Source organism: Aureispira sp. CCB-E, assembly GCF_031326345.1.
Taxonomy (GTDB): domain Bacteria; phylum Bacteroidota; class Bacteroidia; order Chitinophagales; family Saprospiraceae; genus Aureispira.
Genome location: NZ_CP133671.1, coordinates 2,036,531 through 2,051,918, shown reverse-complemented (window position 1 = coordinate 2,051,918; position 15,388 = coordinate 2,036,531). Strand labels below are relative to the sequence as shown.

12 protein-coding genes are annotated in these 15,388 nt (G+C 35.5%); 8 read left to right on the top strand and 4 right to left on the bottom strand.

The window, feature by feature from the left end; genetic code table 11:
- Positions 1–289: 289 nt before the first annotated feature.
- Positions 290–643 (top strand): hypothetical protein, encoded by a 354-nt coding sequence (locus tag QP953_RS07765; RefSeq protein ID WP_052595991.1) that lies wholly within the window; start codon positions 290–292, stop codon positions 641–643.
- A 176-nt stretch (positions 644–819) separates the two neighbouring features.
- On the opposite strand, the gene QP953_RS07760 is transcribed toward QP953_RS07765, so the two are convergent.
- A complete protein-coding gene (locus QP953_RS07760; RefSeq protein ID WP_309554538.1) occupies positions 820–3,423 on the bottom strand; it encodes a T9SS type A sorting domain-containing protein in 2,604 nt (867 codons plus the stop codon).
- Positions 3,424–4,141: 718 nt separating this feature from the next.
- Here QP953_RS07760 and QP953_RS07755 point away from each other — a divergent pair.
- From QP953_RS07755 to rluF, 3 genes are all read left to right on the top strand, one after another.
- The gene (locus QP953_RS07755; protein WP_309554537.1) at positions 4,142–5,437 is read left to right on the top strand and encodes a DEAD/DEAH box helicase; all 1,296 of its coding nucleotides are present in this window, start codon (positions 4,142–4,144) and stop codon (positions 5,435–5,437) included.
- 271 nt (positions 5,438–5,708) lie between these two features.
- Positions 5,709–5,900, top strand: coding sequence for a cold-shock protein (locus QP953_RS07750; protein WP_052600115.1), 192 nt, complete (start codon positions 5,709–5,711; stop codon positions 5,898–5,900).
- 544 nt (positions 5,901–6,444) lie between these two features.
- A complete protein-coding gene (rluF, locus tag QP953_RS07745; RefSeq protein WP_309554536.1) occupies positions 6,445–7,146 on the top strand; it encodes a 23S rRNA pseudouridine(2604) synthase RluF in 702 nt (233 codons plus the stop codon).
- Positions 7,147–7,182: 36 nt separating this feature from the next.
- On the opposite strand, the gene QP953_RS07740 is transcribed toward rluF, so the two are convergent.
- A complete protein-coding gene (locus QP953_RS07740) occupies positions 7,183–7,863 on the bottom strand; it encodes an FISUMP domain-containing protein (RefSeq protein ID WP_309554534.1) in 681 nt (226 codons plus the stop codon).
- A 621-nt stretch (positions 7,864–8,484) separates the two neighbouring features.
- Here QP953_RS07740 and trkA point away from each other — a divergent pair.
- From trkA to QP953_RS07725, 3 genes are all read left to right on the top strand, one after another.
- A complete protein-coding gene (trkA, locus tag QP953_RS07735) occupies positions 8,485–9,825 on the top strand; it encodes a Trk system potassium transporter TrkA (RefSeq protein WP_052600117.1) in 1,341 nt (446 codons plus the stop codon).
- Positions 9,825–11,288: a potassium transporter TrkG gene (locus QP953_RS07730; protein ID WP_309554533.1), complete on the top strand. Its 1,464-nt coding sequence runs from the start codon at positions 9,825–9,827 to the stop codon at positions 11,286–11,288. The genes trkA and QP953_RS07730 overlap by 1 nt, the downstream gene beginning before the upstream one ends.
- 221 nt (positions 11,289–11,509) lie before the next feature.
- Positions 11,510–12,082: an NUMOD4 domain-containing protein gene (locus tag QP953_RS07725; protein WP_052600119.1), complete on the top strand. Its 573-nt coding sequence runs from the start codon at positions 11,510–11,512 to the stop codon at positions 12,080–12,082.
- Between the two features lie 100 nt (positions 12,083–12,182).
- Here QP953_RS07725 and QP953_RS07720 read toward each other — a convergent pair whose 3' ends face one another.
- The gene (locus QP953_RS07720) at positions 12,183–12,590 is read right to left on the bottom strand and encodes a hypothetical protein (RefSeq protein ID WP_052600120.1); all 408 of its coding nucleotides are present in this window, start codon (positions 12,588–12,590) and stop codon (positions 12,183–12,185) included.
- Positions 12,591–12,761: 171 nt separating this feature from the next.
- Complete coding sequence (locus QP953_RS07715; protein ID WP_052600121.1) at positions 12,762–13,235, bottom strand: hypothetical protein; 474 nt, start codon at positions 13,233–13,235, stop codon at positions 12,762–12,764.
- Positions 13,236–13,692: 457 nt separating this feature from the next.
- Between QP953_RS07715 and QP953_RS07710 the strand changes: the two genes are divergently transcribed.
- Positions 13,693–15,351, top strand: a complete 1,659-nt coding sequence (locus QP953_RS07710; protein WP_309554532.1) for a histidine kinase dimerization/phosphoacceptor domain -containing protein — start codon at positions 13,693–13,695, stop codon at positions 15,349–15,351.
- Positions 15,352–15,388: the final 37 nt, after the last annotated feature.

Genomic DNA, 15,388 nt, shown 5'->3' with positions numbered 1-15,388 from the left:
TGAAGAAGGGTTAATTCCTTTTCTACTTATTTTTATTTTTACCATACAAGAATAAATAATCTCATCATAAAATAATGATAAACAACCACTTACAACTTAAAACTCAAAATCAAAGCATATTGATTATCAGCCTAGTATAATTCTCTTACAATTTATATTTTAATAGCATAAATGATCCAATTATTACCGAGAAACAAACAAAATGTGCAAATATTACGGCTTAGACATCGTATTTTAGACAAAAAGTGCTAAATTTACACCATTAAACAATAAAAGAACAAAAGAGTATATGAGTAAGGATAAGTATATAGACAAGGTAATCACTTGGGTCGAGAAAAGAAAAATTAGCTCCATCCAAACAACTTCCGAAGGATATGATGACCCTAAAATTTTCACGAATCAATCAACTAAAGACCAAGTACAACCAGATGTGTCTTTTACCATTGATGATGCTACTCATTATTCAGAAATAGCTTTAAAATGTGATAATACTAGGAAATTAGTTACGCGTTGGAAGTTATTAAGTACAATGGCTTCTGTGAAGAAAGGACAATTGCACCTTTTTGCACCTAAAGGACACAAAATCTTTACTAAAAAATTAGTAGAAGATAACAATATCGATGCTTTAATCCATTCTTTGTAAAGATTGTTTTTCTGCACGAATAGAAAAACTGCTTGTAGAGCTCTACAAGCAGTTTTTGTTTAGTACCCAAGCAAGAGCATATAAACGTAAGTTGCAAAAAGCAAGTATACTTCTCAAATGAAGCATACTTGCTTTTTTATATTTAGAATGTTCAATATTTGTAATCTATAAGATCATTATTTTGCAATAATTACTTTTTGACTTTGATATTGTTGGTCGACTTCAAGTGTCAATAAATATACACCACTAGCTTGGTCTCTCAAGTCCAATAGCAAGTCAAAACTTGATGCAGAATAAGTATGCTCTTTCACTATTTGCCCCAATACATTGGTCAAACGTATAGTAGTCGTTTGGGATTTAGAAAAAGCAACTTCCACCCTAAAACGTCCATCATTAGGATTTGGGAAAATAGCAAAGTGGGTTAGGTTATTAATTGATTCTAGTCCTACAATATTAACAGTAATAGACGCCCCTACTGCACAGCCATTTGCATCTGTAATGGTTAGGTGATACGTCCCATTGTGGACTAAACCCGTTGCCGTAGCTGTCGTTTGGTTTCCTGTCAAGGTACCCCACTGATAGGTATATCCTGCCGTTCCTCCCATAGCAAATGCTGTTGCAGTTCCATCTCCATTATCTACAATTCCACCAGACAAAGGAGTCAGTGGTTCTGTAAGCAGTACACTGTCTAACACTACACATCCATTGGAATCTGTCATACTAACAACATATCCTCCTGCACATAAGTTAATTATTGTAGCAACACTATCCCCAGTGCTCCAACTGTAAGCATAGCCACCAACACCTCCTACTCCTGTAACTCCTATGGCTCCAGTGCATCCTCCATTACAATTAACATGATTGACAGAATCAACAACTAGTATCAATGGACTAGGTTCTCCAATTGTAATACAACGATCAAGCACACATCCTAAAGAGTCCGTTACGGTCACACAATAAGTCCCTGCTCCCAAGCCTGTCACAATATTAGAAATACCTCCTCCTGCATTGGCATCCCAAACATAAGATAAACCACCTGTACCTCCCAAAGCATTCGCTTCCACTACTCCATCTAATCCACCATGACAACTAATTCCACTTTGCTCTATTATCGTCAAAGACAGGGCTGTATTAGGTTCTGTTAAGCTATGACAAACCGTTGCAAAACATCCATTATCATCGGTCACGGTCACACAATAGGGCACATTAGCTCGTAAGTTGCTGATTGTGGGTGTGCTGTCACCTGTACTCCAATCATAAGTATAATCTGTTGCAACTGTTCCTCCAGTTCCTGCCACAGTGATACTTCCTGTAGAATCGCCATGGCAATTAATTCCACTACTACTAACAACCGTTGCGACTAAAGCACTAGGCTCTCCGATTGTAATACAACGGTCAAGCATGCATCCTAAAGAATCCGTTACGGTCACACAATAAGTCCCAGCTCCCAAACCTGTCGCAAGACTAGATGTGGCACTTCCCACATTGGCATCCCAAATATAAGATAAACCACCTGTACCCCCCAAGGCAATTGCTTCCACTACCCCATCTGATCCACCATGACAACTAATTCCACTTTGCTCTATAATCGTCAAAGACAGGGCTGCATTAGGTTCTGTTAAGCTGTGACAAACCGTTGCAAAACATCCATTATCATCGGTCACGGTCACACAATAGGGCACATTAGCTCGTAAGTTGCTGATTGCGGGCGTACTGTCACCTGTACTCCAATCATAAGTATAATCTGTTGCAACTGTTCCTCCAGTTCCTGCCACAGTAATACTTCCTGTAGAATCACCATGACAATTAATCCCATTACTACTAACAAGCGTTGCGGCTAAAGGACTTGATTCTGCTATTAAAATGCTTGTGGTCGCCATACAATTGTAATTACTATCTATTATCGTAATCTGGTAAGGAGTTGTATCTGCTGGTAAATAGCAGAATACGCTATCTGTCTGACTCAATAGATTTGGTTGATGAATTGTATATGTATAATTCCCCGAACCGCCTACAACTTGCACATCGATACAAGCCGAATCACCATAACAGTCTATAGCTCTAAGCAAATTTGCTGTTGCTGTTAACGTTTGTTGTTGTATTAAATCTAAGCAAAGAACGGTTGAACAATGATTAGCATCCGTTGCTGTCATACAATATTGCCCAGCGGCTAGATTTTCTAGTACTAAGGTACTATCTCCCGTAGACCAAGTATAATCTAGTGTTCCTGTTCCTCCAAACACTTCTACCTCAATTCGCCCATTACTACCACATATAGGATGAACGGTATCTCTAACTACAATATCCAAAGGGCTTGGGCTTACCACCTCAAAACTAGCTACTGAATTGCATCCAGCGGCATCGGTCGAGGTGACAGTATATAATTTAGGTGGCAAATTACAGACAGTATAATTGGTAGAAGTTGTTACTTGGCTTCCAAGAATTACGGTATCCCATACATACGTGTACGGAGCAGTTCCATTGATTGTTTCTATCGTAACACAACCATCAGCTGCTCCAAAACAACTAATAGAAGTTGTATTCGTTTGGACTCCAGGAGCTGTCGTATCAAGATTTACTTGTACACAAAAAGTATCCAAACATCCTGTAGACAAATCGGTGATACTTACACAATGGATTCCAATATTTAGATTATGTGCAGTACTGTTTCCAATATTGGTATCTACGATTCCATTGGACCACACAAAATGATAACTTCCTGTATTAAAAGAAGCATTTACCAGTCCATTATCATTGCAAGTCACATCTGTGGAAGACAAATTGGGACTAAGAGTAGAAGGAACGTTTACAATATGCTAACTGCATAATGCATCCCTCCAACACTTGGTCCTAGGCAAGTGTACGTTATATTCCAGCCTCTAATATGTGTCGCATTTAATTCTAAAGAAGTTGATATAGTGCATAGAAGAATGCTTGTCCACAGGAGTAGACATCTTTTCAAAGAATGAATCATAGGGTAGTTATTTTAGTGCGTAAAAAAATAGTTTGCTGAAACTTGCTCGGAAAGCATTACACTTTCCTCAGTGGGTCGTTTGTTTCTTTTTGTTATAAAAATAGAACATATACAATGATCTATTAACAAAACGATAACACCTCTCAATACGTTGCTTGCCCTACTCAAAAACGCTCTTTAAATATCTAGTATAACAGTAGGCATTATCATTTTTTAAACACCTCTATTCATCTACACAAAGGATTAATTGAACGATAATTACAACAAAAAGCAAATTATACCAACAATTACACTACCTTTGTAGCTTTATTAGGTTTTTCGTAAAACCACTAAATCTTAAATCTCACTGATACACCAACGATTAAGTGACGTTGTTTTTTATACAAGATTTTTAGTGAACGTTTACTGATAATCAACGTTCATTATACTAAGATTTGACAAAGTGTGTTTAGGTCAAAGGCGACCAATTGCCAAGTAATTTTTGCGTATTTTATGAAAACCTATACACTAACTTTATACAACGAATGACATTTGAAGATTTAAGAATAGTTCCTCCCATACTAAAAGCACTAAAAGCCCAAGGTTATACTTCTCCAACCCCAATTCAAGCTCAATCTATCCCTATTTTATTACGAGGCAAGGACTTGCTAGGCTGTGCTCAAACAGGGACAGGAAAAACAGCAGCTTTTTCAATTCCCGTTTTGCAAAACATCTACCTTGATCAACAAAATCCCCCTCGAAAAAAAGGATTTAGAAAAATAAAAGCACTAATCGTCACTCCTACCAGAGAATTGGCGATTCAAATTGGCGAGAACTTTACAGCTTATGCTCGTTACACCCATATTAAGAATACGGTTATTTTTGGTGGTGTAAAGCAAGGCAATCAAACACAGGCTTTAAAAAAAGGGGTTGATGTTTTAGTCGCAACACCTGGACGTCTTTTGGATTTGATGCAACAGGGGTTTATTAGCCTAAAGCACATTGAGTATTTTGTTCTTGATGAAGCAGATCATATGCTAGATATGGGGTTTATACACGATATTCGAAAAATTATTGCCAAAATCCCTGAAAAACGTCAATCTCTTTTCTTCTCCGCAACCATGCCTCCTGCCATTGTCAATCTCTCTCAAAAAATACTTGGAGATTACGACAGTGTTACCATCAAACCTGAGCAAGCCACAGCAGAACGAGTAGAACAGGCGGTTTATTTTGTTAGTAAATCTGACAAACGAAAATTGCTACTTCATCTACTTCAATCAGAACCCGCTCAATCGGTTTTGGTGTTTTCTAGAACTAAGTTTGGAGCAGACAAAATTGTTCGCTGGCTCAAAAAATCGGATATTAAATCAGCAGCCATTCACGGCAATAAGTCGCAAGGGGCAAGACAACGAACACTCAAAGAGTTCAAAAGTGGTAAAATCGATGTTTTGGTGGCAACCGATATCGCTGCCCGTGGTATTGATGTAGATGAGTTGTCTTTGGTCATTAATTACGATTTGCCTAATGTGTCGGAAACTTATGTGCATAGAATTGGTCGGACAGGGCGCGCTAGTGCTAGTGGTATTGCGCTCTCTTTTTGTGATAAGGACGAACGCACGTATTTAAGAGATATTGAAAAATTAATTAAGCAAGATATTAACGTTATTGAAGAGCACCCTTATGTAGAAGTGGTCACGGATGCTAGTCCTAAAAAAACACACAAACCTCAAGGTGCTCGATCCAATCGAAACAAACGTTCTGGATCTAATAAGAACTTTAAACACAAAAAAAGAAATAACTACAAAAAACATCGTTCATCTCCTAGCAGAAAAAAAGGTTAAACTACGGTTTGTTATTGGTGTAAACTGTCCTTATTATTTTATACTCAGTACCCTTTTGCCTTAGCTAAGCGTAAAAAAGTTAAGCAAAATTATATTTTACTGAATATACTATTATATTTGTAATGGAACATTTTAAAAATGGATTCTATCCGCATCAATAGTTGGCTTGTATTACCGATGTTACTCATTTGCGTAGAAAACTAATTGTTAGTGCATCAGAATACAATTTTAAACCAATCTAATCTCTTTTTATTTAAAATTTTTATTACTAATGAACAACGGAACAGTAAAATTCTTCAATGATTCTAAAGGATATGGATTCATTACTCCTGACGACGGAGGTAGAGATGTATTTGTCCATGCAAATGGATTAATTGACGAGATAGCACAAGGTGACAAAGTTAGCTATGATATCGAGGATGGTCGCAAAGGTCCTAATGCTGTAAATGTACGAGTAGCTTAGGTTGTTACTGCCTAACATAAAATTGTCAAAAAAGCCTATCAAGCACTTGATAGGCTTTTTTATTCTTAAAGCCACCACCACTCCTCTCTCGGATATTACTTTAGAACTACATTACCTACCAATCATTGGTCGTTGTTCTCAATAATTTTATTCAAATTTTGGTATCTTTACCGCTTACTTATCTTTTATTTAATCTCAACAATTCTCGGTTTCTTTATTTTTTAATATATTTTCTGCAACAGAACTGATAATAGGTTAACTATCATTGATTTACATTTACTTTACTTGTTGGGTATTATGGAAATTTGTTATGACATCTGGCTAAGTTTTCGTGATTTTTTATAGTTGCGACCGAAGGGAAGCAATCCGAAGGACCTCTGGCATTATAAAAAATAGAAAATTAGTCAGTAAATGTCATGCAAATTGGAATATAAACCCTAGATTTTGGTTCTTTTATCAATGAAAAGAACAAAAAAATAGCATTTTCAGCTCTCATATTAAACTTTTTTACAAACCGAGAATAACTGATTTAATCTTTATAACAATGTCTGATCAATCTATAAGTTTAAACAAATATATTAGTAGTACGGGAATTTGCTCTCGACGTGAAGCCGACAAATGGATTGAGGCAGGACGTGTAAAAATAAATGGTCAAGTAGCCCAAAAAGGAAATCGAGTATACGAAGGTGACTCTGTGAGTATTGACAACAAAGCACTAAAGAGCAAACCCAAGTTGGTTTATATTGCGTTGAATAAACCGCCTGGCATTACGTGTACTACTGATTTAAAGGACAAAGATAATATCATTGATTTTGTTAACCATCCGCTCCGCATCTTCCCTATTGGGCGCTTAGACAAACCCTCTTCTGGTTTAATTTTATTGACAAATGATGGCGATATTGTTAATAAAATTCTACGTGAAGAGAATAACCATGAAAAAGAATACATCGTTACCACCAATCGTTTGATTACAAGTGATTTTATAGAAAAAATGAGCAATGGTATTCCTATTTTGAATACCACCACGAAAAAATGTACGGTTACCAAAAAAGGAAAAAAAACATTCTCTATTGTGCTTACGCAAGGTTTAAATCGTCAAATTAGGAGAATGTGCGAATATTTAGGATACAAGGTTATTACTCTAAAACGAGTTCGCATCATGAATATTCATTTGGGCAATTTAAAGCCTGGATTATGGCGCGACTTGACAAAACAAGAATTTGATACATTGCAAAAAAACTTGTAACATGTGCTTCTAGCCATTCATTCCCCATACAAAACCTTAATTTAAAACACAACGACAGGATTGGTGAATGGTTTTATTAATGTGTGCTCGATTAATTTGATCGGAACGATGAAAAAGATACCGACTAATTGCTTCTGTAGTCGAATTTAGGGTCGATGTCCAGAAAAACGCATGATCTCCTAAATTTTGAAAAGCATTGGATTCGTAACGACCAGAAGGAAAGATAGAAAATGAGGCCGTATTAGACCCATTATCTCCATTTTTCCAGCCCGTTTGAGATTTTAATCCCGATAATTTTAACAAAGTTCTTGCGCCTAAAACAGAAAGATCAGAAGGATCCATTCCCATTGCCTCTTCCAAGGCTTTCCAGTCAGAATCACTAGACAAATGCCATCCTTTGGGACAAGCTGTTTTTGCAGTGTTCCAATCATACAAACGCCCATATTCTTTACTGGGGTTGTTGGGATTCAATTGAGTCGATTCGATATCATAGCGTAAATTTTCCCCCATCCAATACTTTCCACCTAACTCTACAATGGGATACACTTCATTGTCTCTGACATCGTACATCCAAGTTGATTCGGCATTTAGACCATTCAACTTATTGTAATTAACCCCTTCATAAAAATAAGCATCAATGGTATCATTCTCTTGACAGCTTACTAAAAACAGGGGTATAAGGATTAATAATAATAAGATTTTATTAGTGTTCTTCATAATTGATAACGTCTAAATAGTATAGTATGGCTTTTATTTTTGATGTTTCAATTGGAGGGTTTATGAACTTCTTTTTATCCTAACTTATAAAACCTTACTCTCTTGCTTTTTAAGACGATCAAGGGACATTATACAAATATTTTTATTTCGTATAATCGTAAAAACAAGCAGCAAGAATCTAAAAATCACAGACATGAGTTTGGCGTTTGGGGATCACTGTCAATGATTATCAGAAATGAGTTGATAATAAGTTAAAAATGTTACTTTAAATAACTCTAAGGTTATCAATGACAATCACTATTTATTAAGGTAAATAAAAAAGTCAAAAAAATAAACTTTCTACTTCTTTTTCCACTTTAATAGCAACGAATTTAATAAAAAAGATAAAAACACTTAACACTGTTAATCAACACTTTAAACTTTTTCATTTCAACAATAATCCAATATAATTGTTTTATTTTTTGCTAAAACGATAGGATAGAATATGTATTTCATATTTTTTTATCGACTTTTGTAGCTCTAAAATATTTTTAAGTACCTAAATCCTTGATTTTTGTCAAAGGTTTTTGTACAAGATCAAAGTATTTGAATTCAAATACTGTTGAATTTTTATCATCAAATATGAAAATTATTATTGCAGGTGCAGGTGCAGTTGGATTTCACCTAGCGGAGTTGTTATCTAAAGAAAACCAAGATATTACTCTAATTGATTATAACAGTAGAGTATTAGAACATGCTGCTACTCACCTAGATGTAATGACCCTAAAAGGAGATGCTACCTCTACGAGTGTCTTAAAAGAAGCTCAAGCAAGCACAGCCAATCTTTTTATTGCGGTTACTACCTCTGAATCAACCAACTTATTATTGGCCATTTTGGCCAAACAAGCAGGAGCGCAAAAAACTATTGCTCGTGTCAATAATCCTGAATATTTTGAAGCTGCTCAATTGGAAAGCTTTCAATCTCTAGGTATTGATTCGCTTATTTCTCCGCAACTACTCGCCGCTCAAGAGGTTGAACGCTTGCTAAATCAAGGTTCTTGTACGGATGTATTTGACTTTGAGAATGGTAAAATTTCTGTTGTTGGGTTTACCTTAGACAATACCTGTCCATTGATTAACAAGACCATATACGAAATAGACCAAGCCAATTCTGATTTCAATTTTAGAGGGGTTTCTATCTTAAGAGGTTACCAAACTATTATTCCTCATGGTAGTACGATTCTAGAAAAAGGAGATCATTTGTACATTGCGGCAGAACACAAAAATATAGACAAAGCTCTTAATTTTGCTGGTAAGCAACTAAAACCGATTAAACGGGTTATGATCATCGGAGGAACCCCTTTGGCTTTGCAAACCGCACGATTGCTTGAAAATCAATATGAGGTATCTGTTATTGTTCCTGACAAAGAAATAGGAAAACGTTTTGTAGAGAAATTGCACCACACCTTGGTTATTCATGCAGATGCTAGCAATATTGACGTTCTGAAAGAAGAAGGGCTTGCTAGAATGGATGCTTTTGTTGCTTTGACACCAAACTCAGAGACAAATATTATTACAAGCTTAATGGCAGAAGAATTAGGCATTTATAAAACAATTGCTCTAGTAGAAGATGTGAACTATACTCACATTTCCAAAAACATTGGGGTAGATACCATTATTAATAAAAAACTTATTGCTGCCAACAAAATATTCCGATTCATACGAAAAGGAAAAATCAAGGAAATCATCAGCTTGAATGGTGTTAATGCTGAAATTATAGAATTTGAGGTGCACAAAAAGAATCGACTGTTAAAACACCCTATCAAAGATTTGCACCTGCCTCAAAAGTCAATTATTGCAGGAGTTGTTCGAGGCAATGAAAGTCATATTCCTGACGGAGATTTTATGTTTCAGATTAATGATAAAGTAATTGTTTTTGCACAACCAGAAGCTATTCATCAAGTAGAAGAATTATTTAAGTAATGATTGATTTCGGTACAATTTCAAATGTAGTTGGTGTTTTATTAATCAGCTTAGGCTGTTTTATGCTAACAGCGCTCCCCTTTTCTTGGTATTTTGCTAGTGGGGATGCTCTAGCCATATTGAGTGCAGCAGGACTGACCATTGTCGTTGGCGGTTTGTCTTGGTTGTATAAATTCAAAACAAAAGAAAATGTTGGCAAACGAGAAGGATATTTAATTGTTGTGATAGGATGGCTCTGTATGTCCTTATTCAGTATGTTCCCTTACTTGTTTAGTGGTGTATTTAATACCTTTAGCGATGCTTTTTTTGAGAGTGTTTCTGGGCTCACCACAACGGGAGCCTCTGTTCTGAACGATATTGAAGCGGTTCCTTATGGGATTCTATTTTGGCGGAGTTTAACCCAATGGATTGGCGGTATGGGAATTATTGTCTTGATGGTCGCTATTTTTCCTCTATTAGGCATTGGTGGCGTCGAGTTATTTGTAGCAGAAGCCCCAGGTAGTTCCTTAGAAAAAATACACCCTCGGATCAAAGAAATTGCCAAACGCCTGTGGTATATCTACGCAGGCTTAACAACACTACTTACTTTTATCTTATGGGCTTTGGGCATGACCTTCTTTGATGCTATCAATCATGCGCTGACAACAATGGCAACAGGAGGTTTTTCTACCAAAAATGCTAGCGTAGCGCACTTTACGAGTCCTGCCATACAGTATACTATTCTAATTTTTATGTTCCTCGCAGGAATCAATTATACGGTTCTGTATTATGGCTTGGTTGGAAAGTTCAAAAAGGTTTGGGGAAGCGATGAATTCAAGACCTATATTATTTTAGTTTCTATTCTTATTGTTGGAGTAACGTCTACTATTTATTGCTCCACCAACTATAGCTTTGAGCAATCGTTTCGAGATGCTACTTTCCAAATTGTTTCTATCATAACAACAACAGGTTTTGCCTCTGCAGATTATACCTCTTGGACACCAGGACTCAGTTTATTGTTTTTCTTTTTGTTGTTTGTTGGTGCTTGCGCAGGATCTACTAGTGGCGGAATAAAACTAATTCGACACCTAGTGTTTTTTAAGAATTCTTTTTTAGAATTCAAACGCTTACTCCATCCTAACGCCATTATTAGAACCAAAATAGATGGTCGAATTGTCCCCTCTACCGTGATGACACATATCTTGGTGTTTTTATTGCTTTACTTGATGTTGTTCTTCTTTGGTTCCTTAGTAATGGTGATCATTTTGAATGATTTTGACCGTCCTTTGTTGTCTGCCATTAGTTCGGTAGCGACATCCTTAGGAAACGTAGGACCAGCTTTGGCTGATTTAAGCCCTGTAGATAATTTTGCGGCGGTTCCTGCTTCTGGAAAATGCTTTTTGACGTTCTTAATGTTATTAGGTCGCTTAGAATTATTTACGATTCTAGTCATCTTCACACCTTATTTTTGGAAAGCCAATTAAGGGCATTTTATCAGGTATAAATCAGCTTGTCGCAATAGATAAGAAAAAAAACTACTTATATAGATCGCTTTAAAACCTTATTTAAAAATAGTAAAACTTCAATAGTATTTGTATATTGCACATAGATAAATACTATTTAGAGTCCTTTTTTTAATTATACACACATCCAATTTAATTCCCTACCACAAAAGGACTTTGCTATGATAACATACTAATATTAAATGGGAACAGAAGTTAAAAGCTTTTGGAACGAGCGTTGGGTTAAAATCCAATGCAAAGCTCCTACAAAGCAAAAAGATTACTATTTTTCTGATTATGGGCGCATCAAAAGCGTTGATAAATTAACAGAAAAAGAAACCTTGCTGAAAGGGTCAATTACCATACAAGGCTATCGCCAAGTAAATATGAAACTCCAAGATAATCTTAGGCAAGGTTTTTACATTCACAAATTAGTCGCTCAAGAATTTTGTGTGCGAAAAAGCGAAGAAGCTAAATTTGTTGTTCACTTGGACCGTGATAATCTCAACAATCATTACGAAAACTTGAAATGGTTAACACAACGAGAAATGACGGATTTTCAAATCGAGAACGGTGTTTACAAACCAGAAAATCGAAAACGCCCTTCTCATTGCAAAATGAATCCTGATCGTGTTCGATTGTTAAAAAGACGCTTAAAAGAAGGTAAAACAAAGAAAAAAATCTTAGCTAAGAGCTTTGGTATTACCGTAGAACAACTCCGCAAAATTGAAAAAGGTATCGATTGGAAATATGTTACCTTAGATGACGACGAATAAAAAATGCTTGTATAATAATCCGCTATGCCACGAGGTATTTAGCGGATTATTTTTTAAGTATAAAATGTTTTTTTTAATATGAAAACATTGAGATAATCGCTTAATGTCGAACAAATCTCCTCCTAATTCTCACGATCTCTACTAAGATAGCAACTCCTAGCATAAACGTATACAGAGCTATTAAAATCGAAATAGGGGTTTGAGCTTCTCCTGGAGACCAATCCAAACAAAAGATGATAAGAAAACATACTGCTGAAAAGATAGGAGCAGACAAACCTATCTTTTGTTGTTCTGGGAAATGCAACTTACGAGCCACAATATAGACTACCAAACCAATCAAAGAACCAATAGGTCCTGTTCCTATAATTGTTTCAATATCATCTATAGCCAATACAGTAGCGAGTGCCCCAAATCCCCCAAGGACAAGCATTCCTCCTATAACGATGCGTTTGTGTTTAATCGAAATCTCATTTTCCTCAACAGGGAGTTCATCTAATATTTCTTGCATGTTTTCTTTTAAACGAAAGTAAGTGAGAACAAAATAAATTAATCATCAATTGGGGTATTTTTAAACTACTAATTTTGCCCTTCTACTTAAATGACTAATGAAGCTATATTAAAATGCAAATTATCGACCTTAAAAGATCTATAATTTGCATCGTTTGTTGTAGTATTCATCTTATTTAACTGTAATCTCTTGCTCTAAAGTAGGATCAAATAAACCAACTGTTTCTTTTACATCCACTTCTCCTTTAAAAAAGAACCTCACCCCTTTTATCTTCGCACTTTCAGGGCTATCTACTCCCCATTCTTTGAGAGACTCTACCAAATCCATGTCATCGACAAAAAACGCACAAGTGCGTACTCCACCAGACTCTATGCTTTCTGGAAATTTATTGTAATCATCTCCATTTGCAATATCTGTACACTCCTCCTCTCCCAAAATAATCTCTTCTTCCATTCCATCATCGTCTTCTCGCTTGGCATAAAAAGTCCCCGTAGCTCCTACCACCGTAATTGCACTGTCAGCTTTGATTCTCAATGTGGCTTTAATCATTGGGTCATTAAAAGGAAATGGATTTTCAATCCATCGGTAATCTAACTCAACCCCTGTCTTTCCGACCATTTTTTTCATCTTATCAAAAAATCCCATTCTATTTTTGTATTTAGTGTTAACGTAAAGTGTTCATTGTAAGCAACCGATAGAAATTACCACAAATTGACGCATATCCTTCAACAATATAAACAGCCGTCATTTGTCCTACTCTCAATCTTCTTTTGTACTAATTTTCTATCTTTAAATATACACTTTTTAAGATAAAAAAAGTTTCCTTAACTATTTTTACAAAAAAGACCTTCACTGACAACAAAGCTATACTTTTCATTACTAATAGCTTAAATATTAAAAAGTTTAAATTACAATTGTTTTACCCTTTTTTTACACAAAAAACATTTAGCCTTCTTTACATTCTAAAATACTTTAACTATATTTAATTATTCCTATCTTACTTTACTGAAGGTAATTTTCACCTCCCCCTCCCTTTTAAAAAACCAAATAGAATCGATTAACTGATGTTTTATAACATTAGTATAACCATTCATTTTTGGAGATGTTTATACAGAGATTTCTATTGGTATTTTTTTTGGTTCTTGGATGCTTATGCAAAGCATCTACACACCCCCTTACACCAAGAATTGAGCAGTTAAAGAAAGATATTACGAAACTGACTTACGAACATCAATTCAAAGATGCACAGATATTAGTCCTAGAATATCTAAAGCAGGATGATCTAAAACCTGTCGAAATTTTTTATGGCTATTTTTTACGAGCAGACATCCGAAAATCGGCAGGAAAGTCAAAGGAAGCGATTCGACTACTGTTAGAATCTAAAGAATACCTCGAACCAATCAAGGACAAAGCTATTTTTGAGTCTTTGATTTATGGAAATGTTAGTGAGTGCTATTTTAACTTACACAATCATATCAAAGCAAAAGAGTATGCACTTCGATCCATCGAAACTAGTCCTAATAAAAGCCTCCGAGGAAATGGTCATGCGGTTAACAATCTTATTTTAGGATATAGTAACTACAAAGAAAAAAACTATTCCCAAGCCCTTTATTCTTACCAAGAAGCCATTAAGCAATATAAATTATCGGGAGACATCTGCGAGTTTCCTCTATGTTACAACCGAATCGCTGCCATATACTGGGAACAAGGTAAACTTGATCTTGCGCAAGCAGCTCTACAAAAATCTTTTTATATCAGCGATTCTTGTGATATTGATCAATATCGCTTGTTATATTATTCGGCTTTATTGGAATATTACAAATATCAAAAAAACTATAAGAGGGCACTAGAATTGTCAGATACCATTGCACAATTAAATGCCGTCATCTACAATCAACGACAAGAGGAACAGTTGCACGACTTGGAGATAAAGTACGAAATGGAGCTGACTCAAAAGGAAAATGAACACTTAAAAAAAAGTGCTCGAATCAAAGAGAGTGACAATCAGTTTCAGTTTATGGTGCTGATTAGTTCTATCCTTGGTTTGCTAATTTTATTAATTTTGGGACTCTCTATGCTAAGAATTCGAAACAAAAAAAATAGTTTACTCAGCAATCAATTGAAAAAAATTGAAGTTCAAAATAAAGAACGAGAAGTACTACTCAAAGAAATCCATCATCGAGTAAAAAATAACCTCCAAGTTATTACAAGCCTTTTGCATCTCCAAGCCAATCAAAATAGTGATCATAGCATTCAGAATCTATTCAAACAAAGCCAATATCGAATCAATACAATGGCAATGGTTCATGAAATGCTCTATCAATCCGACAACCTTTCTAAAATTCAGTTGAAAGCATACCTCGAAGAACTAACTTATTCTCTAATTGGCTCCATCAAAGACGAACAGCAAACTATTGTAGCTCAAATTGAAATTCCTGAAATCATTCACTTGGGTCTAGATACTGCTATTCCTCTTGGGCTCCTCTGCAATGAAATTATTACCAATGCGTTGATCCATGGTATCCCTAAAGGAGAAAATGGCAAGTTATACATTCGTATAAAAGAATTGGAGACACCTTCCTTTATTTTATATATTGGTGACAATGGAGTTGGTTGTCCCAAAGATTTAACGTTAGCTAAAATTAGCACGCTTGGACTGAATTTGGTACAAAAATTAGTTCGTCAGCTCTCTGGAGATATTCAAAAAGATAGCTCTAAAAAAGGTTGTCACTACATTATTACCTTTCAAGAAGTGGAGTAATAAATCATAAAAATGATTATATTGAGTCATCACGAAT